The 24,607-nt window shown below is 47.8% G+C and carries 19 protein-coding genes; 11 read left to right on the top strand and 8 right to left on the bottom strand.

The features are described 5' to 3' along the window. Nucleotides 1–419 precede the first annotated feature (419 nt). From tssD to MYF79_RS11310, 7 genes are all read left to right on the top strand, one after another. Nucleotides 420–812 carry a type VI secretion system tube protein TssD gene (tssD, locus tag MYF79_RS11340; RefSeq protein WP_247813986.1) on the top strand — a complete coding sequence of 131 codons (393 nt, stop codon included), beginning with the start codon at nt 420–422 and terminating at the stop codon, nt 810–812. Nucleotides 813–895: 83 nt separating this feature from the next. Beyond that, nucleotides 896–1,393 carry a type VI secretion system amidase effector protein Tae4 gene (locus MYF79_RS11335; protein WP_199658205.1) on the top strand — a complete coding sequence of 166 codons (498 nt, stop codon included), beginning with the start codon at nt 896–898 and terminating at the stop codon, nt 1,391–1,393. An 8-nt stretch (nt 1,394–1,401) separates the two neighbouring features. After that, nucleotides 1,402–2,211, top strand: coding sequence for a hypothetical protein (locus MYF79_RS11330; RefSeq protein ID WP_247813985.1), 810 nt, complete (start codon nt 1,402–1,404; stop codon nt 2,209–2,211). A gap of 73 nt (nt 2,212–2,284) precedes the next feature. Beyond that, nucleotides 2,285–4,138, top strand: coding sequence for a type VI secretion system Vgr family protein (locus tag MYF79_RS11325; RefSeq protein WP_247813984.1), 1,854 nt, complete (start codon nt 2,285–2,287; stop codon nt 4,136–4,138). Nucleotides 4,139–4,147: 9 nt separating this feature from the next. Then, nucleotides 4,148–5,527 (top strand): hypothetical protein, encoded by a 1,380-nt coding sequence (locus MYF79_RS11320; protein WP_247813983.1) that lies wholly within the window; start codon nt 4,148–4,150, stop codon nt 5,525–5,527. 9 nt (nt 5,528–5,536) lie between these two features. Further along, complete coding sequence (locus MYF79_RS11315) at nt 5,537–9,664, top strand: DUF6531 domain-containing protein (RefSeq protein ID WP_247813982.1); 4,128 nt, start codon at nt 5,537–5,539, stop codon at nt 9,662–9,664. 11 nt (nt 9,665–9,675) lie between these two features. Beyond that, nucleotides 9,676–10,803, top strand: coding sequence for a hypothetical protein (locus tag MYF79_RS11310; protein WP_247813981.1), 1,128 nt, complete (start codon nt 9,676–9,678; stop codon nt 10,801–10,803). A 211-nt stretch (nt 10,804–11,014) separates the two neighbouring features. Here MYF79_RS11310 and MYF79_RS11305 read toward each other — a convergent pair whose 3' ends face one another. Beyond that, entirely contained in the window at nt 11,015–11,881 is an 867-nt protein-coding gene (locus MYF79_RS11305) for a DUF1266 domain-containing protein (protein WP_247813980.1), read from the bottom strand. 346 nt (nt 11,882–12,227) lie between these two features. Here MYF79_RS11305 and MYF79_RS11300 point away from each other — a divergent pair, with 346 nt between their 5' ends. Both MYF79_RS11300 and MYF79_RS11295 read left to right on the top strand, forming a co-directional pair. Further along, entirely contained in the window at nt 12,228–12,866 is a 639-nt protein-coding gene (locus MYF79_RS11300; RefSeq protein ID WP_247813979.1) for a peroxiredoxin family protein, read from the top strand. Nucleotides 12,867–12,943: 77 nt separating this feature from the next. Next, on the top strand, nt 12,944–13,234 hold the full coding sequence (locus MYF79_RS11295; RefSeq protein WP_247813978.1) for a hypothetical protein: 291 nt from the start codon (nt 12,944–12,946) through the stop codon (nt 13,232–13,234). Here the strand turns inward: MYF79_RS11295 and MYF79_RS11290 are convergent. From MYF79_RS11290 to dnaK, 3 genes are all read right to left on the bottom strand, one after another. Next, nucleotides 13,206–14,474, bottom strand: coding sequence for a PmoA family protein (locus tag MYF79_RS11290; RefSeq protein WP_247813977.1), 1,269 nt, complete (start codon nt 14,472–14,474; stop codon nt 13,206–13,208). The two genes, MYF79_RS11295 and MYF79_RS11290, sit on opposite strands and share 29 nt — an antisense overlap. Before the next feature lie 27 nt (nt 14,475–14,501). After that, nucleotides 14,502–15,512, bottom strand: coding sequence for a dipeptide epimerase (locus MYF79_RS11285; RefSeq protein ID WP_247813976.1), 1,011 nt, complete (start codon nt 15,510–15,512; stop codon nt 14,502–14,504). Nucleotides 15,513–15,602: 90 nt separating this feature from the next. Next, nucleotides 15,603–17,507, bottom strand: coding sequence for a molecular chaperone DnaK (gene dnaK, locus MYF79_RS11280; RefSeq protein ID WP_247813975.1), 1,905 nt, complete (start codon nt 17,505–17,507; stop codon nt 15,603–15,605). Nucleotides 17,508–17,777: 270 nt separating this feature from the next. Here dnaK and MYF79_RS11275 point away from each other — a divergent pair, with 270 nt between their 5' ends. Together MYF79_RS11275 and MYF79_RS11270 are read left to right on the top strand one after the other, a co-directional pair. Then, nucleotides 17,778–19,121 carry an OmpA family protein gene (locus tag MYF79_RS11275; protein ID WP_247813974.1) on the top strand — a complete coding sequence of 448 codons (1,344 nt, stop codon included), beginning with the start codon at nt 17,778–17,780 and terminating at the stop codon, nt 19,119–19,121. A gap of 142 nt (nt 19,122–19,263) precedes the next feature. Continuing rightward, a complete protein-coding gene (locus MYF79_RS11270) occupies nt 19,264–21,192 on the top strand; it encodes an arginine--tRNA ligase (RefSeq protein WP_247813973.1) in 1,929 nt (642 codons plus the stop codon). Between the two features lie 73 nt (nt 21,193–21,265). Here the strand turns inward: MYF79_RS11270 and MYF79_RS11265 are convergent, their stop codons facing one another. From MYF79_RS11265 to MYF79_RS11250, 4 genes are all read right to left on the bottom strand, one after another. Beyond that, a complete protein-coding gene (locus MYF79_RS11265; RefSeq protein WP_247813972.1) occupies nt 21,266–21,898 on the bottom strand; it encodes a tetratricopeptide repeat protein in 633 nt (210 codons plus the stop codon). Nucleotides 21,899–21,991: 93 nt separating this feature from the next. Further along, nucleotides 21,992–22,477 (bottom strand): cytidine deaminase, encoded by a 486-nt coding sequence (cdd, locus tag MYF79_RS11260; RefSeq protein WP_247813971.1) that lies wholly within the window; start codon nt 22,475–22,477, stop codon nt 21,992–21,994. Nucleotides 22,478–22,609: 132 nt separating this feature from the next. Beyond that, a complete protein-coding gene (gene lepB, locus MYF79_RS11255; RefSeq protein ID WP_247813970.1) occupies nt 22,610–23,791 on the bottom strand; it encodes a signal peptidase I in 1,182 nt (393 codons plus the stop codon). 155 nt (nt 23,792–23,946) lie between these two features. Beyond that, the gene (locus MYF79_RS11250) at nt 23,947–24,603 is read right to left on the bottom strand and encodes an alpha/beta fold hydrolase (protein WP_247813969.1); all 657 of its coding nucleotides are present in this window, start codon (nt 24,601–24,603) and stop codon (nt 23,947–23,949) included. Between the last annotated feature and the right edge of the window lie 4 nt (nt 24,604–24,607).

Genomic DNA, 24,607 nt, shown 5'->3' with positions numbered 1-24,607 from the left:
GTAGGTTATAGTCTCCACTATATTTCTACTATACACCAGAGCCATCCCGAACGACAGCCGGCAAACACAGGTCCCGTGCCGGAGAATTGAAGCGGCAATACGCCATTGCTTCGTTACATCAGCGAACAGGACAATAACATCTTTTTTATTCCTGATTTTGATAAAATAATTTACAATATGTCTCAGAATAATTATTTTCGTGCTGACCATGTATCTTTAATTGAGTAGTTATATTCGTTAATCCGGCATTTGAAATTTAGTAACTATGGAAAAACCTGCCGCTGACAAAAGCAGTTAATCCGAGCGGGACCTACTGGAAATGAATACACGTTGTCCCCAATTTCCATATACATACTTCATTTGCTGTCGTAAATAAATTTGTTAACAATACCATATTTATCAAGCTAAACCTCAAGGGTATGTCATTCAAAGCAGTATTGCGTTTAGATGGTGAAGAAATCAATGTGCTGGATTGCCAGTTTTCTTTCGCTCAGCATACAGACCACAACGGAAAACCAGCTGCCCGTCCTACGGGAGGAGCACTGACGGTATTACTGGAATCAGATGGAAATACGAACTTATTCGACTGGATGATCTCCAATACACAGACAAAGAGCGGTAGTATTGTCTTCTACCGCCGGGACGCAATGTCCAAAATGAAAGAACTGAAATTTACAGACGCCTATTGTGTTGAATATGCGGAACATTTCAGGGCAGCCGGCGATATTCCCATGCAGATCAGACTTGTGCTGTCTGCCAGGGAAGTACAACTGGGAAGTTCTACTTACCAGAATCCCTGGCCGCAGTCGTGATATATTGGTCACGCTCCGCACAACAGCGTTCCTGCGCTGTATGCATCGATGTAACATGTAATTTTTATTAAACACATGTATCCATGGCCCTGAAAAAATTCCCTGCTTTCAGCACTTTGTGGTCCAGTTATCCACACGATTCAGAGGCGCCTCCCGGCAGCGCGCATGCTATGCCTTGTGATGAAAAGGATAAGAATGGTTTTTATCATTACGAAAACCAGTGTGCCATCCGCATGTCGCACTGTCTCATCAAAGCCGGTATTTCTCTCGCTAATTATACAGATCCCAAATGCAAACATGGTTATGCACGCGGAGCAGAAAGCCTCGCTACCTGGATCTGGCGTAATTTTGGTGTACCCTTACAGGTAGATTGCACCAATGCTGCTCAAAAGAATGCCTTCATCACCAACCAGTACTGGTCAAAGAATGGCATCATTTTCTTTAAAGATTTTTATGGCACCAACAATACAGGCGATCACATTGATCTCCTGTATCATGTCAATACACAGATCAGAACGGCCACCGGCGATTATACCAACGATAGCCGCGTAAAACAGATATGGTTCTGGGAAGTAAATTAAAAAGCTGTATGAAGATATTACACATCGTTTGTATCTCACTGTTATGCGCTGCCACCAGTGCCTGCGCTCAGCGCCAGGCCAATAAAGTGGCTGTGCAGGATGCAGTGTGGATGCCCAAAGCCTACCTGGATGCCAGGAAAGTACATCCTCCGCAGGATACATTCTGGAAGACGGTAGACTTTACAAAATACCTCAGTCCTGTAAGCGCCCTGCGCATTGCCAATTCAAACCAGCAGCAACAGGTCAGTGTGTATACTTATGGTGCAGAGAACTTTCCCATCAATGTAACAGGAACAAAACACGCAGGCGCCCGCAAAGAATGGCTGCTGGATAAACCCATTTTCACCGGCGGCCAGTCTGCCATATACGACAGCGTACACTTCAGCCTGATCAGCCATAACAACGACCGGACGGATCTCTGGGTGGGGCTGATATATGAAGATGGCAAAAAGGATTCTATACAGCTGGCGCCCGTACCTGAAAAAGACGGGAATGCACCACTCTGGATGCACGCCAACAACTACCTGGCCTATTACTTCCGCGGAAAGCAGTTTGACATCTACGATGATAAAGGCGCCTTGTTGTACGACAATGTAAAGACAGATTCCAGCGGCGCCATCCGGGGATTGCCGGGGTATAAAGCCTGGAGCATTACGTCGAACAATGTCTTCCAGATCACATCCGATCAACAGGGAGATCCGGGTATCTCCAGCTTCAATGTCGCTTTCAAGGGAGAGAATATTTCCCTGCAACCTGAACAGGCAACCGGCACATTGAATAGACCTCTTGTACTGAAAGAAAAGACCAATAAATATTAAGCTTCAGGAATCAGGAAATTTTTAACACAGCAGCGGGCAATATGCCCCATTAGTAATTCCTAACTTTTTTCCAATGGCACTGAATACAAAGACCTCATTTTCCATAGCCGGACAACAATTCGAGACCTTTAACACGATCGAATTGAGACAATACATTAACGACCATCACGAGTTTGAAATATACGTGAGCTACGACTGGTTTGAAAAACTGGGTGGCGGCATATCTGGTGCTGCCAATAAATTCCTGGGCGAAGAAGTGGAGATCACCGTAGCGCCTGCAGAACAACTGCCCGGTGTAAAAGATCTTATCTTCAAAGGACTGGTAACAAACATCACAACTGGTAAGGTGGGCGATGGTACACACGGACACTGCATCATCCGGGGGCATAGTCCCAGCATTCTGCTGGACGATGATCCGCATATTGCCGCTTATGAGAATAAGTCGCTGTCAGATATTGTTTCCGCTACTGTCAAGAGTTATCCTCCCAATGTACTGAAAACAGCTATCAACCCGGAAACGAAAGAAACGCAGAAATATGTGGTACAGTATAAGGAAAGTTCACAGGCCTTTATTACCCGCCTGGCCGAACGTCATGGGGAATGGTTCTTCTATGATGGACAACAGCAGGTATTCGGCAAGTTCTCTCCGCAGAAAGTGACACTGACGCACCAGATAGACCTGCTTGATTTTAACATCGCATTGTCTGTATTGCCGAACAACGCCAAGTTGAATGGCTACGATTACCGCCAGGATAAAGTTGTGGAAGACACCACGCAATCCAAAGAAACAGGCAAGCTCAATGCATATTCACAACATGCCAGCGACATCAGCAGCAAGCTGTATAACCGCGAGGGATTGTATAAAATGAACTATCCTTTTAACAGCAGCGCCAAATCGCAGATGGACAAACTGGCCACCCTGCAGAAAAAAGGCAGGCTGGCAAAGATGGTAACAATTAAAGGAAGCAGTACCAATCCATCATTCCGTATCGGCGATACCGTGAGCATTAAAGAATCCGCATTCGGACAGGAACAGCATCATGGCGAATTTATGATCACCAATATCCGCCATTACTGTGGGGCCAATGGCAGCTATCACAATATGTTTGAAGGCATTCCTGCTGATGCGGCAGCTCCTCATGTGGACCTGACCAACATTCCTTATACAGAGCCACAGTCGGCAGTGGTGACAGACAACAACGACCCGAAGGGACTGGGCCGGATCCGTGTACGTTTCCGCTGGATGCAACAGGGGCAGACCCCGTGGATCCGTGTGGTATCTGCTTCAGGCGGTGGCGATAAAGGCATGTTCATTATGCCGGAAGTTGGTGAAGAAGTGATCACAGAATTTGAAGGCGGCAACCCTGAACAACCATTCGTAATAGGCGCTACCTACAATGGCGGCGCTAAAAGCAGTTATGGCAACGCCGGTAATGATATGAAGGCCCTGAAAACAAGGAGCGGTAACACGATCCTGCTCAACGATGCCGCCGGTAGTATTACCGTGACCGACAAGAACGGCAGCAGCATGGCGATGGATGGAGCAGGCAATATCACCGTCAGCTCCCAGACATTGATCACGGTGAAGACGGAAGATCATATTGTAGTGGAAGCACCGAACAAGATAGAACTTAAGTCCAAAGAGATCCATCTTATCGGGTCGGAGAAAGTATTTATTGGTGAACAGAATGCCAGCATATTGGTGGATAATGCTGCCAACAATATCGAAAGCGGCGCCAAGACCATTCTATCTGCCGCAGAAGACGCCAATACGGTTTCCAGCAAATCCAATCTCTACGTTGATTCCAAGAACTTTTACGCAACCGGTGAACAGGTAGTGAAGATCGATAGCACCAAAGGGAATGTAAAAATTGACGGGAATACAACTACTGACATAGTAGGCGGTATGCTCAATCTGAATTGTTAAACGCATCCTATGAACGAGCATAATCCTATAGCACAATTGGTCAATCTCATCCAGAAACAATGGATGGAGAAAACTGCTAATAAACCATCACTCAGATTCGTACGGTTCATCATCCGGCCGGAAGAAGCCCGTGTCTATGAAGGTTTCTGTAAACTGGAATCCTCAGAACACGGAAGTTTGCCGGAAGTGTTTGTTACCCAGCTCACCAATTTTGAAGATGAAGATACCTTCAGTGCAGCCCTGATCAAAGACTGGCTGGACACATATGAGAAAAGTACAGCCCTGCTGCAACAGGTGAATGAACGGTCGTTCTTCCTCTGGGACCCACGGCCCTTCCAGCAATTGCTGGAGCGCAATAATGGCGCTCCGATGGACGACGCCCTCTTATCATTACTGGGCAGCTTCCGGCAATCATTGCCTCAGCAGCAAAAACAACTTGTTCTGGCACTGATACCCCGGCAGGTGAGTAGTACCAAAGACATGAAGAACTGGATCTCCACCCTGCTGAAAAAAGGCATTCCTGCCGGTGTGAAGTTGCTGGTCATCGACCACGTGAATGAAGAGCATTTTGCTTTTCACGACCGCCAGTTCCCGGATATGATCTGTAGTATCCATGTACCAATGGACCTGAACGCGGCTATCCAGAAACTGGCTACCAGTGGCAATCCTAATGATCCCGAGATCATGTTGCGCAAATGTGTGTTTGAAATGGGCGCCGCCCTGAAAGATAAGGACGTGAAACGCATGCACCGCTGGGGCCAGCAGGCGCTGGACGCTACACAGCGGAGCGGCAATAAAGGCTTATTTGCCACTGCCCATATTATGTATGCGGGTATGTTATTCCATTTCAAAAAAGACCCGAAAATACCTGAGCTGCTGGAACGCGGACAACGCATTGCCAAGCAGGGCGTGCAAATGGGAGACGGCGCATGCCTGCCGTTGCTGGTACAATTCTACGGCTATCATGGCGCCTATGCACAGATACGCCGCCGTTTTACAGAAGCTATCAACTGGTTCATCCAACAGGCAGAACTGGCCGAACAACATAAATTTTCACAACAGGCGCTGAATGCCTGGTACCAGGCAGCAGAGCTATGCAGAAGGAAGGACAGCGGCAGGTATTACGACATACTGGAGAAAGGGTACAAAGCAGGCCTGCACTTAACAGATGAAGAGATCAGCGCCTCCATCTATATCTACCTGCTGCGCGATTACTACGACTATGCACATGCACAGCGCAACCATGATATTGTGCAGGCCATAGACGAGAAAATGGGCAGAGTGTTTGGCAGGGACTGGAAATCTGATGTAGACACTGTCCGGAAAAACCGTGAACCGATGATCCTTCCGCTTGAAATGGAACAATCCGAAAACGCTTCAGCCTCTTAAATAAAGCTTATGCTGGTCAGCAATAAACATTTCATTCCCGTTATAGGGCTCGACATACATATTGTTATCCTGCTGGGATTTCCCATTCCCCTGCCCCATCCTTACATTGGTTTTGTACTGGACCCGATGGATTATATTCCATATATGGGCGCCAGCACCAAGGTCAATCACGTACCCAGAGGAGTAAGTGATACAAGCGGTATCATCGTGATATTATTCCACTTCCCCATGGGTGGCCCATGGTTGCTGGCGCCAATGATAGGCCATGACTCTGTCAACTTCTTCGGCAGCAAGACCGTAAAGGCGGAAGGCAGGTTGCTGAGCCCTACGGGCCATATGCTGATGACCTGTAACGATATTGGCATTCCCCTCTCCCTGCAACCGGGAAAGAAGCTGAAGCCAATTCCCAGCATGTACCTGCCCACTTCATTCACCATCCCGCTGTCGTTCGGAAAACCGGTGATGGTAGGCGGCCCCTACGTACCTGACTGGGCCGGGGTATTGCTGAACCTCGTCATGTCTTTCGGATTCGGTGCATTGATGAAAGGACTGGGTAAGATCGGCCGGAAAGGACTCACCAAATTCAATCATGCACTGAAAGGAAAGATCGGCAGCAATAAACTGAGTAATAAACTCTGTAAAAAAGGCTTTGAACCGGTAGACCTGGTACAGGGCATCATGATCTATGATGGTCTGGACTTTGAACTACCAGGCCCTATTCCGCTGAAATGGGAAAGATCGTGGAACAGTGACAGCTCTTTTGAAGGTGCACTGGGACATGGTACACATCTTTGCTATGATATGCGCATCCAGGAGTTTCTCAGCGATGGCGCGGTGGTAGTATTACTGGGAGATGGACGCAGTGCGGTGTTTGATGCATTGCCTGCCAGCGGCGACAGCGATTATAACCGGCATGAGAAACTCACGCTGAAGCGGACTGATATTGACGAATACCAGTTGTACAACCACGGCAACAACCTCTATTATACCTTCCGTAAAACATATACAGGGGCTACACAGTATCATCTTTCCACTATTCACGATAAAGCACAGTTCATGATCAGCTTCCACTATAACAACCGTGGAGCGATCGTGCGCATTATAGATAGTGTGGGCAGGCATCTGCATGTGAGCAGCGACAAGGCAGGACGTATTACCGGCATTGTAGCGCATCACCGCGGCGGGGAAAGACCGCTCATCAGCTATGCTTACAATGAAGAGGGCGACCTCATTGCCATCACTGATGCGCTGGGACAGACCACTTCCATGGTATACCGCAATCACCTGATGGTAAAAAAGACTGACCGTAACGGACAGTCTTTCTACTGGGAGTACGACAAACAGGGCCGCTGCGTACATACCTGGGGCGATGGCGGATTACTGGAGGGATATATTGACTATCATCCAAAGGAAGGATATAACCTTGTCACCAATTCCCTGGGGCAAACCACTACCTATTACTATACGCCCGATTTTGTAGTCTACCAGGTGAAAGACCCGCTGGGGTATTCCACATTTACAGAATACACGCCGGATTTTGAGATCTACCGGCAGATCGATGAAGATGGGAACATGACAGGCTATATCTATGATGAGATGGGAAACTGCACTTCAGTGGTATATCCGGATGGGAGCCAATTGAATTACAGTTATGATGAAGAAGGAAATTTACTCGTGGCCACTGATGCACAGGGCAACAGCACTTCCTATGTATATTACGATAACGGATTACTGCATAGCCGCAGTGACGCCAATGGTACACTGCAGCTATTTTCCTATAACAAACAAAACCTGCTGAGCAGGATAGCGGAACACCTGAGTGGTGATACTGACTTCACTTATGATGAAGATTATAACCTGGTAGCATTGCGACTTCCGGATGGCGGTGTGGCCAGCTGGGAATATGATAACTGGGGCCAATGCCTCAGCGCCACCAATCCACAACAGCAGCGGCAAACCTTTCGTTATGATCAATTAGGGAGGGCAACGGAAGTCCATGTGCCCGACGGCAATGTTGTACAACTCCAATATAACGCCTATCTCAACGTCATACGGGCAAAAGATAAATACAATGATGTGAAGTTCCAGTATACGCCATTGGGTAAGGTGAAACTGCGGGAAGAAAATGGTGTGAAGATGCATTTTGTGTACGATACCGAAGAGCAGCTGAATACTGTTGTTGACCAACATGGCAGCAGCTTCCGTTTCGTCCGTAACGCACGCGGAGAGATCATCGAAGACAGGAGTTTTGATGGCATTATACGCCGTTACAGCATGGATGCCACCGGTAACCTGATCACGATGCACCGTCCCGGCGGCAAACAAAGCACCTTTGAATATAACAGCAGGCATCAGATCACACGCGCCGAATATAGTGATGGCAGCTGGGAAACTTATACCTACGATCGTAACGGATTGCTGATTGAAGCGGTCAATGAATTCAATACGGTTACTTTCAAAAGGGATTCCCTGGGACGTGTGATAGAAGAGCAGCAAAACGGACATACCGTAACGAGCAGCTATAACAAACATGGCCGCAGGGATAGTATTAAAAGTTCATTGGGAGCACTGATAGCGTTCACGCACGACAGGATGGGCTCCGTGACAGGCATTAACGCCCGCCATGAGGAAACAAAAGCATCCTGGGTAACGGAGATCATGTGCAATCACCTGGGATTGGAAGTAGCGCGTTATCTTCCCGGCAATATCCAAAGTAAATGGACTTACGATACCGGGGGAATGCCATCAGCACATACCGTACACCATGGCGATGAGATCACCCGCAGTTTATACTACCGATGGGACCCGAACGACAGATTGCGCCAGATCGTCAATGCACTGGACAAAGGAGTGACGAAGTTCGGACACGATGAATTTGGCAACCTCTCCTGGGCCCAGTATGAGAACGGGCAATATGATTTCAGGTTGCCGGATAAACTGGGCAACCTGTTCCGCACAGAACTGCGGAACGATCGGAAATACAATGCCGGCGGACAACTAAAGGCATCTGCACAGGCAAGGTTCGAATATGATGAAGAAGGTAATCTCATCAGGAAGATCACTGCTGACTTCAAGACATGGCAATATGAATGGTATGGCAACGGTATGCTGAAAAAGGTGATCCGTCCTGACAATACCGTTGTCGGTTTCGAATATGATGCCTTAGGCCGGAGAACGGCCAAAATACATAAGCAACAGATCACCCGCTGGATATGGGATGAACATGCGCCCCTGCATGAATGGACATATGAAGCCAGCCAGAGACCAGTGGCAGAAGTGGATGAAACAGGTAATGTGATACAGCCTCCGGAACCAGTTCCGGACGCTTCACTGATCACCTGGGTCTTCGAAGGAGCGGGCGTTCCTTCAGCGAAGATCGTTGGAAATAAAGCTTATTCTGTCATCACAGATCATCTGGGTACACCCTGTCAGGCATATGATGCGGAAGGTACGCTGGTATGGGCCTGTGAGCTGGACATCTATGGCAAGCCCCGCAAACGGGTGGGCGACTTATCTTTCATACCCTTCCGGTATCAGGGACAGTACCATGATATGGAAACGGAGTTATATTACAACCGGTTCAGGTATTATTTGCCGGAAGAAGGCGTCTATATCAGTCAGGATCCCATACGGCTTGCCAGCACTAATGCCACCTTTTACAGTTATGTTAGGGATACCAATATCCAGATAGACTTCCTTGGTCTGACCATCATCGATTCAGTATTGACCCTGAAAGGCCAGGCGCCGGAGCAATTGAAGACCGTACGGGCAACCAGTGGTGCAAAAAATGTAGCAGGCCGTTTAGATGACGCAGAACAGAAGTTGTTACGCCAGCTGAGCGAACGATTCGAGGACCAGATGGACAAACTGCACGGTGCTACCCTGGAAATTGAATCAAAGCCATCATTTATAAGACTACCCAACGGAAAAGGCTTCCAGGTACCGGGAATAGCGCCATGTGATTTTTGTAATCCTGCGATGCATAACTTTGCAGTAGACAATAAAATGACGATCACATATACATATACCAAAATTACGACCAAGAACAAGGTCAAGACCAAGAATATCGTTACTGTAAAATACCCGCTGGCGGGATTGGAACATCAAAATATCAGTGCACCTCATCCTTGTCCTTAATTAAAAAAATTATGTATCCAGACACAAAAGAACTTATACAGCAAATAGAATGGAGCAACTTTCCCGGAGGGTATAGCACTTCGATAGAAGAAGTACCACCCATACTGGAAGCGCTTTGTGATACAGAAGAGGAAGACGAGGTACTCTCGTTGTTATTTGGCGAAATGCTCAGCCATGTAAAACAGGGATATAATGTGTTTGAGATCATTGAGCCGGTCATACAGGTATTTGATAGTTTATGTAAGGAAGACTTTGCATATCGTGCAACATTGGCAGACTTCCTGGCTTATGTGTATACAATGGATATCAGAGCGGAAGTACCCATACTGACGATGCCTGTACGATATAGCTTTGGCAGGAAAGAAGAGCAACCTGATGCAGGATTTACATCCTTTAAGACATTTATCAGGGACCATTTTTACAAGACGGACAATGAGGAACTGCTGTCCACCGATATATATTATACTGCCGTGTTGTTCCCTGCAAAGGAAGAGGTCAGCAGGATCTTCGACATTATCAAAAGCAACGGTGATAATACAGCCCTGATCAAAAATTCACTGATCAGCGCTGCCCTGATTAACTATGTGACAGGGGAACGGACAAGTCTTCCTGAAGAAATTACACAGTTATTAACAGCAGATGAATCGTTGGAGCCATATATCGCTGTATACAACGGGATCAGCGGCTTCCCGGTGGAACAGCAGCAGTTGCAGGAATTGCTGGATATGGAGGAAGACATAGAAATACAATGGGCGCAGGCATTTATTATTGTCGTAGCAACAGATGCTTTACTGATAGGCAACCTGTCGGACGCCGGGCGCTTAAAAGCTGCATTGGATGGCATATTTCCGATACTGGAAGAACAGAAGGCAAAATTCGGGGAGGAAGAGCAGGAAATGGATTTCCCCCTGTATCCATACATGGCGGAAGACCTTACGAGCATCCTGTTCAGGAATTTCCTGAACAGGGGCGCGATACTTGATGTATCTGAACTGAACGAAGTACAGCGTTATTGCCTGGAAAGATTATATGCATCGAAGATACATACACATGCCATGTTACATGCAGGATTATTGCCTGAGGGTATTACACCTGATAATCAGCCTACCCTGCTGCCAATATATAATTATTCTATCTGACCAGGAAGGAAGAGGTACTGCGCGATCTGACATGCGCAAAAATATATATAGTTAAGAGAAGCATGTGAAAACTGATCATTATATAACAGCGGAAGAGATGCTGCGCGATCAATCATCCGCAGTAACGTAAATAGTTATGGCAAGCAAAATAGTACACGAAAACGCCCGTCCCAGTAATTGAGACGGGCGCTTCATTTATTACATCAGTCAATTATTTCACCGGCATATAATTATAGATGCTGTACTTTCCTTCCAGCATACCTGCCACTTCACTTTTGAAACGATCGTTGTCGCTCTCTGCACCGCCCCAGAACTGACGGCCCAGCAGGAAATCATTAAAATAAGCTTTCCAGTCGCTATAATGTGATTGTACAACCTGCGGCGCTTTCTTCAACCATACCATTGCTTCTCCCCTGTTAAGATAGCCGGCCTGGTAAGCAACACAGATGTTGTTAACATAGCGCGCGATATCCCATGCCTTGATACCCCCGTTGCTGAATGCAGTGTAATGGGTTTTGATAAATTCCATGCCGGGAATATCAGTCTTTGACAATTTATATTTAGCCAGGTCAATAGCCGCGATATCCGCACCGGCGCCACCGTTTTCCTCCAATACTTTGCGGTATGCTGCGTACTGTAGCTGGTGTCCTTCTTCCAGTAACCAGGTCAATGATTCTTCCAGCTCTGCGGTATTGTGGATATTCCAGTATTCTGCCAGGGTTGCTTTTGCTTCCTTACCGCCTTTATCATCCTGTGGTTTAAAGGGGAAGACAAAATACCTGGTATAGGCATCCTGCAGGGATTTTGAGAAAGCCTCGGTGCCCGGCTCCCCCTGTACTGCGGGTTTGATCAGCCTGTCGAATGTAGATTCCGGGCCGCCGTAGCCGTGTACAAAATATACACCTGCCAGCATGAACGGATATAATTCATCATTCCTGATAATGGCCGCATCGTTGGTAGCAGCCACCTGTACCTGTTTTTCCTGTTTGCCGGGCTTGTTGTTATTACCGTTACATCCTGCCAGGCCGATTGCCAGTAAACAGACGGCCGGGATGATATTTAACTGGATTCCTTTCATGTAGCTATTGTTTTGATGAACATAGAAGCGTCAAATATAAAACTTTTCAAATTCTTTAAAATATAGTATATGATTATCAACCACTTAATAAATACCCTACAAAACTTGTAGGGTATTAGAAAATTCTTCCTATATTTGCTTTGTCAATACAGGCAATCACGCAAAATACAAGTTCACATGCCTCAGTTCAAAGTATTAACACAATATAGAAACAGGAAGACCACTGCCGTCTGTTGTTGTAGCTGATATCTCATTGCCGCGGATCATCTGCCGGCAACCGTTTCATAAAAATCATTACAACCATTTATTTAATCACTGTTTACCAACCATCCCTTAAATTTATTTTATGTCTAACAACTTCGCCAGATATGCAGATCTTTCTCCTGAATTTGAGATTGAAAACGTGAAAAAAGCCTATAAGACCAGGACCCCGATCAGCCCTTTACATGCAGGAGCTACATTCCCTGCGTTCCATATAAATAAGAAAAATATTATTGCCACTTCAGATATCTTAAAGTCTGTGCAGGGCTTACAGTCCATTACACAACTGATAGATCGTCCGCTGGTACTGGCTTTCCACTCCATTCACTGGAATAGTTATGGTACCAGGCTGCTGGAAGAGCTGAATGATATTTATGCAGATATCCGCGTAATGGGTGGCCAGCTGCTGCTGGTAACCACTGATGAGCAGCAACGTTTCGAAGAAGCTACATCAGCATTACAGCTGCCTTTTGCCAGCATATGGGATCAGCACAACCAGATTGCTGCGAAAGCAGGCCTTTATTCTGCTACCGATCCGATATGGGACAGGATATCAGGTGTGAATGAAGATGTGCCTGTACCGGCCATTTATGTACTGACACCTTCACTGAAGATCGTTTACAGCTCAGTAGACCTGTGGCTGGAAAAATCACTGGAAAGAAGGGATCTGCTATCTGCAGTGTATGAAGCAAGTCACCAGGGATCACATGGAATAGCCATATAGAATACATATCAGAAAGCGCAACACCCTGTTCGTCAATGGCGGACAGGGTTTTGCGTTTTATTTTGTATCTTGTTAACATGCGTATTCCCCCTGAACCCACTCCCAACGGAACAGAACCCGCCTCCTGGACAACAGTGCTCTGGATGTCTGTCGTGGCCCTGATCGGCTTTAGTTTTGCCGTTTATCGCTTCCTCCAGTTCTCAGAGGCAGGTGCTCAGCTGCATAATGTTCGCCTGACGCGTATAGAGCTCTATATTTACCGCGGCACCGGTCCCTGGGGTGTTATAGCCGTCTTCATTGTTATGGGCATTTTCGGGCTTTATAACGCCATTGTCAACGTCAGAGACCTGCGCTCCAGGAAACACTAACCTGCGGTGGTTTTGCATATGCTTCCCAGGCGGCTTCCACTTCTTCTTTCGAAAGATCGTCCGTGAATACAATGACCCTGTAGCACAAGCGGTAGGTTTGCCCGTATCTTAATTGCCAGGGTCTCATTTTGGTAGGGCTGAAGTTCATCATGATCTCTCCTCTTTCGTTATTCTCCGGCCATACGCGTACGGGCTGGGGATAATCGTAGTTGGAAGGATGGCACATAACGAGGATGCCTGCTTCTCCTTTATCTGTGCGGCCGGTGATCTTGATCCAGCGGGCACGGGTACTGTCCGCATCCTTGCGTGTTTTACCTTCTGAGGTCAGCACCTTGCTATTAGCGGCTTTCCATTCTGCCGTGGTACGGAGGCCAAAACCACCGCCGTAACGGTATTGTAAGAGGGTGATGCCGGCTGTATCAGCACAGCTCATGGTATTGTCGATATCCCAGATGCGACTGGTACTGCCGCTGCTGTTGAACGCTTTAACGTCCCATTCTTCGTTGATCGCTACCGTTTCCTGTTTGCCCGAAAAGGCAATATGATCGTGCAGCGCCTGGAAACCGCATAATACAGGTCCCTGCGTACGGCTGATGAAGCCTTTGAAACGGACAGTGCCCTCTTTCTTCTGGAGGTTCCAGAAATCAGTTTCTTTCCCTTTAAAAGAGGTGTGCGTCCAGGGGTTCCAGATCCCTACATGGTGCCAGTGCCCCTCCGGATGTATATTGGTGATGACCTGGCCGTCGGGCGCCCATAAGGGATGTATGAAACCGCTGCGGCGATAGACGGTATCCACGCCGGCAGGTGGCTCTGCAATCCTGTAATTGTATTGAAGAAGATGCTGATTGCCCTCTTCCAGCACCAGGGCGCCGGCGCTGTCTTTTGCCTGCATCGTGGTCTTCGCAGGAACAGGCTTGCCTTTTACCAGCTCGTATGTACGGGCCTTTCCCGGAGCTGTTTTGCCATCCATTATCCAATACAGATGGCCGCTGCCGGAGAGTTGAAAAGGAACCGCTTGGCGGCGTCCCTGCTGTATTTCGAAGAACTGCAATGAATCCTGTACCAGCATCACTGCATCTTTCATAACGGCGGAAACGGGTACATTCACACATTGGCGGGCGCCGGCTTTGACACTGATATGGGCCAGCAGCTGGGCGCTGACCGGAAAGGCCCTTGTTAACAACAACAGCAGGGCAGCTATGCACAGCACAGGTCTGGAGAATAATTGTCTGTTTTTCATAACGGGTAACATTTGAGGGTAATTATTTTATTTTAATACAGCGCCGGTACCCGGCCTGTCGGCATAGATGATACGCCCGTCAACGATCTTTACGCCATCAGCAGTATCTTCCGCCAGTAACAGTGGACCATCCATATCCACATAGTCCAGGTAAGGCAGCAGGTGGGCTACGGCCGAAGTGCCGACGGTGCTTTCATTCATACTGCCGGTCATTACCTGCATGCCCAGGCGTTTTGCATGATCGATCATCCTGCGGGCGGGCGTAATGCCTCCGCATTTGGTCAGTTTGATATTGATACCATGAAAAAGTCCCTGGCAGCGCGCTACATCGGCTTCTGTAATACAGCTCTCGTCGGCAATGAGGGGCAGGGCTGATGAGGCATACACCCGTTTCATGCCTTCCACATCTTCAGCCGGCATAGGCTGTTCGATGAATTCCACGCCCAGCGATTTAAAAGCGGTAGCATTGCGCAGGGTTTCTTCCACTCCCCAGGCGCAGTTGGCGTCCACTCGGAAAATGGCATCCGTATGCCGGCGCAGTTCCTTTATAATGGCAATATCATCCTGTGTGCCCAGTTTGATCTTATAGATCGGCCAGGGGAACTCTTTCAGTTTATTGACCATATTTTCTACTGTATCAATGCCGATCGTATAGTCGGTCATCGGGTTGCGGGCAATGTCAAGCCCCCATACCTCGTACAGTTTCTTATTCAGTTGCTTCGCGTAAAGATCGTGCGCGGCCAGATCGATGGCGCAGAGTGCAAAGAGGTTGTCTTTGAACAAAGGAAATAACAATTCCCAGAAGGCTTCGGGTGTTGTCAGGGTGTGCCCTTCTATCACTGCTCTGTGAGCATTGATATCTTCCATCAGGCGGGGCACGGTCATATTGTAATAGGAGTTATCGGCTGTTTCTCCCAGGCCACTGATGCCATCCTGCTTCAGTTCCACTACCAACAATGGCTGAACGTCTTTTGACTTACGTGAGATGGTGAACGTATGCCTGAACTTTAATTCGAACGGGTGTAGTGTCAATTGCATAACACAAAATATAAAAATAGACACAAAAAAAGAGGGCCGTCTCGCTTATAGCAGACAGCCCTCTTACCAAATATCCCTAAAATGCTTATGTTACTTTACTTCTTCAAATTCAGCATCGGTTACGCCTTCGTTCCCTGCGGCGCTTCCCTGCGGCTGACCCTGACCTGCAGCACCACCGTTAGCCTGTGCTTCCTGTGTTGCTTTGTACAGTTCTTCGGAAGCTGCGGTCCATGCATTGTTCATTTCTGCAACAGCTGCATCTACCTGGGCAACATCGCCGCTCTTATGTGCTTCTTTCAGTTTGTTCAGAGCAGTTTCGATTGTGCCTTTCTTATCGGCAGGGATCTTATCGCCATATTCTTTCAGCTGTTTTTCAGTCTGGAAGATCAGGCTGTCAGCCTGGTTGAGCTTTTCGATCTTTTCACGCTGTTCCTTATCTGATGATTCGTTGGCTTTCGCTTCCGCCTTCATTTTTTCGATCTCTTCCTTGCTCAGACCGCTACCTGCTTCGATGCGGATATTCTGTGTTTTACCGGTGCCTTTATCTTTTGCGGTTACGTGCAGGATACCGTTGGCATCGATATCGAAGATCACTTCTACCTGAGGAACACCACGCGGAGCCGGTGGAATACCGTCCAGGATAAAGCGGCCCAGTGTGCGGTTCTGGCTGGCTAAAGGACGTTCACCCTGCAGTACGTGAATTTCAACACTTGGCTGGTTATCAGCAGCAGTGGAGAAGGTTTCAGATTTCTTGCTCGGGATGGTCGTGTTAGCTTCGATCAGTTTGGTGAATACACCGCCCATAGTTTCGATACCCAGAGAAAGCGGGGTAACGTCCAGCAGCAATACATCTTTCACTTCACCGGTCAATACACCACCCTGGATAGCGGCACCAATCGCTACTACTTCATCCGGGTTCACACCTCTGTTTGGTTTCTTACCGAAGAATTTTTCTACCACTTCCTGGATCTTCGGGATACGGGTAGAACCACCTACCAGTATCACTTCGTCGATCTCAGAAGTGTTCATGCCTGCATCTTTCAGGGCTTTACGGCAAGGTTCCAGTGTTCTTTCCACCAGGGAATCTGCCAGTTGCTCGAATTTAGCGCGGCTCAGTTTTTTTACCAGGTGTTTAGGTACACCATCTACTGCAGTGATGTAAGGCAGGTTGATCTCTGTTTCCTGAGAGGAAGACAGTTCAATTTTAGCCTTTTCTGCTGCTTCTTTCAGACGCTGCCATGCCATTGGATCCTTGTGCAGGTCAACCGCTTCATCTTTCTTGAATTCTTCGGCCAGCCAGTCCATGATCACCTTGTCAAAGTCGTCACCACCCAGGTGCGTATCACCGTTGGTAGATTTTACTTCGAATACGCCATCGCCCAGTTCCAGGATGGAGATATCGAAGGTACCACCACCAAGGTCAAATACAGCGATCTTGCTATCAGCATGTTTTTTATCCAGTCCGTAAGCCAGTGCAGCGGCAGTAGGCTCGTTAATGATACGACGTACCGCCAGACCTGCGATCTCGCCCGCTTCTTTTGTAGCCTGACGCTGAGCGTCGTTAAAGTAAGCAGGAACAGTGATCACCGCTTCAGTTACTTCCTGACCCAGGTAGTCTTCAGCAGTTTTCTTCATTTTCTGCAGGATCATGGCAGAGATCTCCTGCGGAGTATACAGTCTGCCGTCAATATCGATACGGGTAGTGTTGTTTTCACCACGCGCAACTTTATAACTCCAGTGAGGTATTTCGTTTGATACCTCGTCAAAATGGCGTCCCATGAAACGCTTTACTGACATAATCGTGTTCACAGGGTTAGTGATAGCCTGGCGCTTGGCCGGGTCACCCACCTTTCTCTCGCCATTTTTTAAGAAACCCACAACGGAGGGCGTAGTTCTGCGTCCTTCATCATTGGCAATTACTACCGGTTCGTTACCTTCCATTACGGCAACGCATGAGTTGGTAGTTCCTAAGTCAATACCTATTATCTTTCCCATAATTGTTAATATTCTCGCTTGTAGTTGTAGATAGATTTTTTGTCTCCGAGAAGCAAATGTCAATGATTATGCCAAGCGGCGAGGTATGCAAATATGTCAGTTCTTTGTGTCAGTTTACCGCCACGCCTGCTTCCGGCAAGCTGAATAAGATTTAATAATGAACAATTTATATGCAACAGGGGTTCTTTATTGAACCAACGTGCGAAATACTTCTAATGTAATTAATCACCTGCTTAAGTAATTTAAATAACCGAGTAACCCTGAATGATTATGAAAAACACCTCACTTATCCGGGCAGCGTGTGTGCTGGCCCTTTCCACTCCACTATGCAGTATTGCCCAGACCACTGTGACCGGCCCTATTTTTACTGATGGCCCCGGCTACCGGCGATGGTCAGTGGGTGTCAACGGAGGATTGCTGGCCCCGGTTGCCCCTACCGGCGGCAGTAACGATTTCACAAAATGGAAAGCCCAGGTCGGCTACGGGGCTTATGTAAAATGGCAGATCCTCCACTCCCTCGGCATCCGGGCCGACTATGTGGGTGGCAAGCTGGCAGGCAATAATGACCGCAAACTGGGGAACGAAAAAGATCCCAACCGGCGCCTGGATCACTTCGAAACCAAACTCAAATGGTCCGGCAGCCTGAATGCCGTTATCAACCTGGCCACCATCAACTGGATGTACAGAAAGAATGCGATCCAGTTGTATGTATCCGGCGGCGCAGGACTGGCCAATTATTCGCCGAAGATCGCCACGACATCGGGCGGCGCCCTGATGGAATATAAAACCAATGGCAGCATCACCGAGTTCTATGTACCCATCGGCGCAGGATTGAAATTTAAACTCTCGGAGGCCGTCAACCTCGACCTGGGATATACCATGCACTATGTAGACGGGGATAACCTGGATGGCTTCCACTTCGGCCCTGATAAAGACAAATACTCCTACGGCTACGCCGGACTGGAATTCCCCCTGGGACCGAGGAATAAATCGCAACTGAACTGGCAGAACCCTGCTAAAGTGATGTACGATGAACTGGCAGCACAGAAAGCCAACCTGCAACGCGAGCTGGAAACCAGCAGGGCCGAAAATAACCGCCTGTCCGGAGAGATGAGTAAACTCACCGCTGATGCGGACGGAGACGGCGTATCTGACTATTTTGATAAATGCCCGGGTACAGCGTCAGGCGCCAAGGTAGACGGCAGCGGCTGCGAACTGCCTAAGATCACCGAGCCGAAAGCGCCTACCCAGGTAATTATTACAGATGAAGACCGCCGCATCGTCAGGAACGCTATCCAGAACCTGGAATTTGAAACCGGCAAATCCAGCATCAAACCCGGCTCTTACGCCTCGCTCGACCAGCTGGCAGAAATGCTCAAGACCAGGGGCTTCAGCCTGAAACTTGGCGGCCATACCGACAATGTGGGCAATGCTACCAAAAATATGGCCCTCTCCAAAGACAGGGCAGAATCAGTAAAACAGTACCTGGTCAACCAGGGCGCAAATCCATCTAAGATTGAAGCAGTAGGTTACGGATCCACCCAGCCGATAGCCAGCAATAAAACAAAGGCCGGAAGGCAGAAAAACAGAAGGGTGGAGTTCACCATCTATTAATACTCAGCATCCGATAAACCCTGGAAAGGGCCTGGCAGCTTATTGCCGGCCCTTTTTTCGTATTATATTATCTGGTCCCCCGGGCTGCCCGGCGGATTTTTTATACCTTTGACGTTACTTTTGGCATTAACCGTTTATCAGCATGAGTGTTGTACAATCCATCAGATCTGCTGCTGCAGCAGCAATTAAGGCGCTTTTCGAACAGACAATTCCTGCAAAGGACATTGCGATCAATACTACCAAACCTGAATTTGAAGGTGAATATACCATCCTGGTATTCCCCTTCACTAAATTCAGCCGCTTAAAACCCGAAGAAACTGCTGATCGACTGGGTACATACCTTGTTGAACATAATCCGGACCTCGTGTCCGGTTATAACGTGATCAAGGGCTTCCTCAACCTGCAGATCTGTGAACAATACTGGGCACAGTACCTGCAGCAACACTTCAATAACCGTAACATCGGTAAGAAAGCCTCCAACGGGAAAAAAGTAATGGTGGAATACTCCTCCCCCAATACCAATAAACCTTTGCACCTGGGTCACCTCCGTAATAACTTCCTCGGCTATTCGATCGCAGAGATCCTCAAAGCCAACGGTTACGACGTGATCAAGGCCAACCTCGTGAACGACCGCGGTATCCATATCTGTAAATCCATGCTGGCCTGGCAGCTGTTTGCCCATGGAGATACCCCCGAATCAACCGGCATCAAGGGCGACCACCTGGTGGGCGACTACTACGTGAAATTTGAGACCATCCTTAAGGAACAGACAGAGCCTATCATAGCACGCGCGCTTGAAAACGACTTCAAAGATTTCCAGGGCGCAGACCTGGAACGTATAGAGAAGCTGGTTACCCTCTTCCATAAGCCTGAAATAAAGGCGGATGAAGAGAAACTCAGCAAACTCAATGATGAGATCAAGGAACTGTCCCGTAAACAGACAGAGATCATGCAGCAGGCCCAGATCATGCTGCAGCAATGGGAAGCAGGCAACCCTGAGGTACGTCACCTCTGGGCTACCATGAACAGCTGGGTGTACAAAGGTTTCGATGAAACCTACAAACGCCTGGGCATCGACTTCGACAAGATGTACTATGAAAGCGAGACCTACCTGCTGGGTAAAGACCTGGTAGAAGAAGGACTGGCAAAAGGCGTACTGTTTAAAAAGCCTGACAACTCCATCTGGATAGACCTGACTGCCGACGGGCTTGATGAGAAATTGTTATTGCGCGGAGATGGTACCTCTGTATATATGACGCAGGACCTGGGCACCGCCCGTCTTAAATACGCCGACTACCAGATGGATCAGAGCATCTATGTGGTGGCAGACGAACAAAACTATCACTTCAAAGTGCTGCAGCTGATCCTGAAGAAACTGCAGGAACCTTGTGCGGATGGTATTTTCCATCTTTCCTACGGCATGGTGGAATTGCCCAGCGGCCGTATGAAGAGCCGTGAAGGTACCGTTGTAGATGCAGATGACCTGATCGACGAAACGATCGAAGCAGCAGCAGAACAGACAGCCAATTCCGGTAAACTGAAAGATATGGCCGAGGAAGATCTGCAGGCACTTTATAAGATGCTCGGTATTGGCGCCATGAAATTCTTCCTGCTGCGTGTAGACCCTAAAAAGAGAATGGTGTTCGACCCGAGAGAGTCTATTGACCTGCACGGATTCACGAGCGTGTTTGTCCAGTATGCGCATGCCCGTATTAAATCTATTCTGCGCGAGGTAGCACCGGATGCAGATAAGCTGGAAGGTTACTGTCATAAGGGCAGCCTACTGCCCCTGGAGAAAGAACTGATCCTGCTGAACGAACAATATGAAAGCGTGCTGGAAGAAGCCCTGAAAGAAATGAGCCCTTCTGTGATCGCTAACTACGTGTTCCAGCTTGCACAACAGTTCAACTCTTTCTATGCCGAGAAAGTAGATGGTAAATACACCTACTCTGTGCAGGATGCGGAAACGCCGGAAAAGCAAAAGCTCCGTACGCAGATCGTTATGCTCACAGCCAGGACCATTGCGAAGAGTATGAAACTGCTGGGTATTGATGTACCTGAAAGAATGTAATAATAGACTGTCTTATAAAGCGAAAAGCTCCCGTCTCCGGGAGCTTTTTCTTTTATCTGCTGTCTGCATAATATTATTGCGTCACTGCCAGCGCCCTGTCACACAAGGCTTCTCCTTTTGCCACTTCACCATTGCCAATGTATGACTTGCCCAGCATAAACATGGCAAAAGCATTCTCTGGCTGAATACCGAGTAATTTACCCCAGTACATAATGGCAGCATCGTAATTGCCTGCCAGGTAATAGTGATGCGCCAATGCCTGCATGGGCCTGGGATCGTTCTCACGTAAAGCAAGACAGGATTTAAGATGTTTCACACCTTTTTCTACCTGGCGGATGTGCAGGTAGGCAGTGCCCAGGTGCAGGTTATAATCTGCATCGGCAGGATGCCCTTTCTTTTGTGCCTTTTCAAAAGCACCGACTGCATTATGAAAGTCTTTGGTATTGAAGTATAGTACCCCCATGGCATACCAGGAGGCCGGCTGTTCTTCATCCAGGCGGAGGAAATGCTGGTAATAGCGTATGCTTTCATGGTATTCCTCCTCCAATGCCAGGATTTCGGCCATTTGCAGGTAGGCTACTGTATAGCTGCTGTCATAATGTAATATTTCATTGAAACATTTCTTTGCAGCCTGAAATCTGCCCTCACTGCGGCAGTTCACTCCTTCTTTATATAGACCCTTTAATTTATTTCCTGGGAAAGCCATAGCAACTTGCACGAATAAAACCGTCCATAGCAGCGGACATAAGACATGGACCTTCAACATAGCGTTTCATAGACTAGGGCAAAGATAACAAATTTATTGCATATCTTCTGCAGAGAATCCCAATGGCAGCAAGTGTCTGATAGTCTGGATAATGAACACTTTTCCCGTTTGCCCGCTCATGACAACACGGATAGATTGTTGCTGACGCCCTTCATATTCTGATAAGGTCTGCCGGCAGATGCCGCAGGGTGAAATAGGCGTGTCATTACTTCCTGATGGATTGTGATAGCTGATGGCGATAGTAAGGATAGGTACTCCCGGATAGAGGGACGCTGCGGTCGATAAGGCCACTCTTTCTGCACAGATGCCGGCAGGGAAAGAGGCGTTCTCCTGGTTTGTTCCTCTTACCACGATACCGTTAGCCAGTAAAATGGCGGCGCCTACATAAAAGTTGGAATAAGGGGCATAAGCCTGGGCGGTTACTTCGCGGGCTTCTTCCAGTAAGCGGAGATCTGCAATGGGTAAGGCTGCACTATCCTGGAAAGAATGGTATTCAAAAGAGTGTTTACGGATGTCCATATACTAAATTACGAATTACGGATGACGAATTACAAGTTTGTGTTTGTAACCGGATGTCATGCGTAATTCGTAATCGGATATTGTGAGCCAACGGAAAGATCTTGTAACCTGTGTTACAGCAATCCGGAGTGTTTATTTAATTGTTCTGAACAGCCTGTTCCAGCGGATGCTGCCGTGGCCATAGCTCATCCAGATCAGCCATGCCTTACCTACGATGTGATCTTCAGGAACAAAACCCCAGAAACGGGAATCCAGTGAGTTATCACGGTTATCACCCATCATCCAGTAATAGTTCATTTTGAAGGTGTAGGTATTGGCCGGTTTGTTATTGATATAGAATTGTCCGTTCCTGGCTTCCAGCTTATTGCCTTCGTATACGCTGATGATACGGTCGTAGAAAGCAATGTTGGTGCTGTCAAGGTTGACGGTCACACCTTTCTTTGGAATATACAGGGGGCCAAAGTTATGTTCTGTCCATCTGTAATGTGCAGTATCGTGCGGGAACACCTGTACATCCTGTCTTGGCGACTTTACATAAGGCCTGATATCCTGTACGGCCGGCCATGTTTTCAGGAGGTTGGCCATACCAGGGGTCAGGTCATATCTGAAAGTGGCGGAGTCGTCAACACTGCGTGGGGACGGATCGATGTTCAGTTCGTCGAGACGGCTTGGGTTCAGCGGATCTCCGGTGGTCTTTACCCAGTAGGTACGTTCGCTTTCCGGTGGGATGGGCGCCTGTGTACCATTCACGAAAACGATACCTTCTTTGATGCTAAGGGTATCGCCGGCAACGGCCATACAGCGCTTGATATAGTTCTCACGTTTATCTACAGGACGGGAAGTAACATGGTTCTGTTCCCATACGGCGTCACGTCCATAAAATCTTACCAGCTGGTAATAGCTTTGTTCCTGTTGCTCCAGGGCTACGGTATCTCCTTCAGGGAAGTTGAATACCACTACATCATAACGTTCAACATCTGAAAAACCTGGCAGACGTCTGTATTTCCAATGTACAGCTTCAGAATAAGCCTTACTATACTTAGTGAACGGCAGCGTATGGTGAGTAAAAGGTACAGCGAGTGGCGTCATGGGAATACGAGGCCCGTAGCTGATCTTACTGACAAACAAAAAGTCGTTTACCAGTAATGTTTTTTCCATAGATGGGGTTGGGATAGTGTACGCCTCAAAAATAAAAGTGCGTATCAAGGTAGCAGCGATGATGGCGAAAATAGCAGCATCAAACCACTCTCTAACGGCAGATTTCTTCTTCTTTGGCTGACCCTCTTTATTTCTTCTCCAAAAAGCCAGGTTCATTAAGATTCGTTTAAGATATTTAAAAGATCAAATATAATATTCTGTATGCTGCAAGCTAATTAATACTAATCAAATGTTTTGCTAAAATAAGGGGATTAGGTTGATTTAATAAACTTTTTTACATGTAATGCAATTGGTTCATAGGAGTTTTGAAATCACACCAGCTCCTTTCTCAGGATCTCATTGATCTCTTTAGCGCGGTTATACACCATAAAGTGGCCACCGGTGGGAATTATATAGTCCGCCTTGATCAGCCTTGAAGGAAAGGTCCTGTCCCTGCCTCCGTGGATGTGTACCAGTGAGGACGGGATAAAATCGTTCTGCCAGTTCACCACGGTGCGGATCCCCCAACGGAGATAGCCGTAGGCGGTTTTGTTCATATAATCGGCCAGTAATTCCTGTTCTTCAGCAGTTTCTGCGTTCAGGAACAGCTTTACCAGGCCCTTTCTGCGTGTGAAGATGAGGGAATCCGGTAAGCGCAGTAAATGCAGGAGACCTGTTTTCCGTACCCAGGCCAGGTAGGGCGGCTTTTCGCCGGTACTTTTAATACTGCTGATGAGGATAACTTTCTGTACGGGTCTTTGCCTTGCTATTTCGACGGATAACATACCACCGAAGGAGACGCCAAGCAGGGTAACGTCTTCATGTTCGATCCGGGCAGCCATCCGGGCGGCATAGGCGGGGAAAGTCTCCTGAGGGCCGGGGGTGAGCCAATCCAGGTAATGCACGGTATATTCCTCCGGAAAACTAAGGTGCCTGAATATCCGTTCATCTGCTCCCATACCGCTGATCAGGTACACATGCTTGTTCATAGTG

This window comes from Chitinophaga filiformis (assembly GCF_023100805.1).
Classification (GTDB): domain Bacteria; phylum Bacteroidota; class Bacteroidia; order Chitinophagales; family Chitinophagaceae; genus Chitinophaga; species Chitinophaga filiformis_B.
This window is presented reverse-complemented; position numbering and strand designations above follow the sequence as displayed.

Excerpts from the sequence above, each read along its gene's own strand:
- MYF79_RS11325 (WP_247813984.1), top strand. The coding sequence starts at position 2,285 with ATGGCACTGAATACAAAGACCTCATTTTCCATAGCCGGACAACAATTC.
- cdd (WP_247813971.1), bottom strand. The coding sequence starts at position 22,477 with ATGGACATCCGTAAACACTCTTTTGAATACCATTCTTTCCAGGATAGT.
- MYF79_RS11290 (WP_247813977.1), bottom strand. The coding sequence starts at position 14,474 with ATGAAAAACAGACAATTATTCTCCAGACCTGTGCTGTGCATAGCTGCC.
- dnaK (WP_247813975.1), bottom strand. The coding sequence starts at position 17,507 with ATGGGAAAGATAATAGGTATTGACTTAGGAACTACCAACTCATGCGTT.
- lepB (WP_247813970.1), bottom strand. The coding sequence starts at position 23,791 with ATGAACCTGGCTTTTTGGAGAAGAAATAAAGAGGGTCAGCCAAAGAAG.
- tssD (WP_247813986.1), top strand. The coding sequence starts at position 420 with ATGTCATTCAAAGCAGTATTGCGTTTAGATGGTGAAGAAATCAATGTG.
- MYF79_RS11305 (WP_247813980.1), bottom strand. The coding sequence starts at position 11,881 with ATGAAAGGAATCCAGTTAAATATCATCCCGGCCGTCTGTTTACTGGCA.
- MYF79_RS11315 (WP_247813982.1), top strand. The coding sequence starts at position 5,537 with ATGCTGGTCAGCAATAAACATTTCATTCCCGTTATAGGGCTCGACATA.
- MYF79_RS11335 (WP_199658205.1), top strand. The coding sequence starts at position 896 with ATGGCCCTGAAAAAATTCCCTGCTTTCAGCACTTTGTGGTCCAGTTAT.
- MYF79_RS11285 (WP_247813976.1), bottom strand. The coding sequence starts at position 15,512 with ATGCAATTGACACTACACCCGTTCGAATTAAAGTTCAGGCATACGTTC.
- MYF79_RS11270 (WP_247813973.1), top strand. The coding sequence starts at position 19,264 with ATGAGTGTTGTACAATCCATCAGATCTGCTGCTGCAGCAGCAATTAAG.
- MYF79_RS11310 (WP_247813981.1), top strand. The coding sequence starts at position 9,676 with ATGTATCCAGACACAAAAGAACTTATACAGCAAATAGAATGGAGCAAC.
- MYF79_RS11300 (WP_247813979.1), top strand. The coding sequence starts at position 12,228 with ATGTCTAACAACTTCGCCAGATATGCAGATCTTTCTCCTGAATTTGAG.
- MYF79_RS11295 (WP_247813978.1), top strand. The coding sequence starts at position 12,944 with ATGCGTATTCCCCCTGAACCCACTCCCAACGGAACAGAACCCGCCTCC.
- MYF79_RS11265 (WP_247813972.1), bottom strand. The coding sequence starts at position 21,898 with ATGGCTTTCCCAGGAAATAAATTAAAGGGTCTATATAAAGAAGGAGTG.
- MYF79_RS11250 (WP_247813969.1), bottom strand. The coding sequence starts at position 24,603 with ATGAACAAGCATGTGTACCTGATCAGCGGTATGGGAGCAGATGAACGG.
- MYF79_RS11275 (WP_247813974.1), top strand. The coding sequence starts at position 17,778 with ATGAAAAACACCTCACTTATCCGGGCAGCGTGTGTGCTGGCCCTTTCC.
- MYF79_RS11330 (WP_247813985.1), top strand. The coding sequence starts at position 1,402 with ATGAAGATATTACACATCGTTTGTATCTCACTGTTATGCGCTGCCACC.
- MYF79_RS11320 (WP_247813983.1), top strand. The coding sequence starts at position 4,148 with ATGAACGAGCATAATCCTATAGCACAATTGGTCAATCTCATCCAGAAA.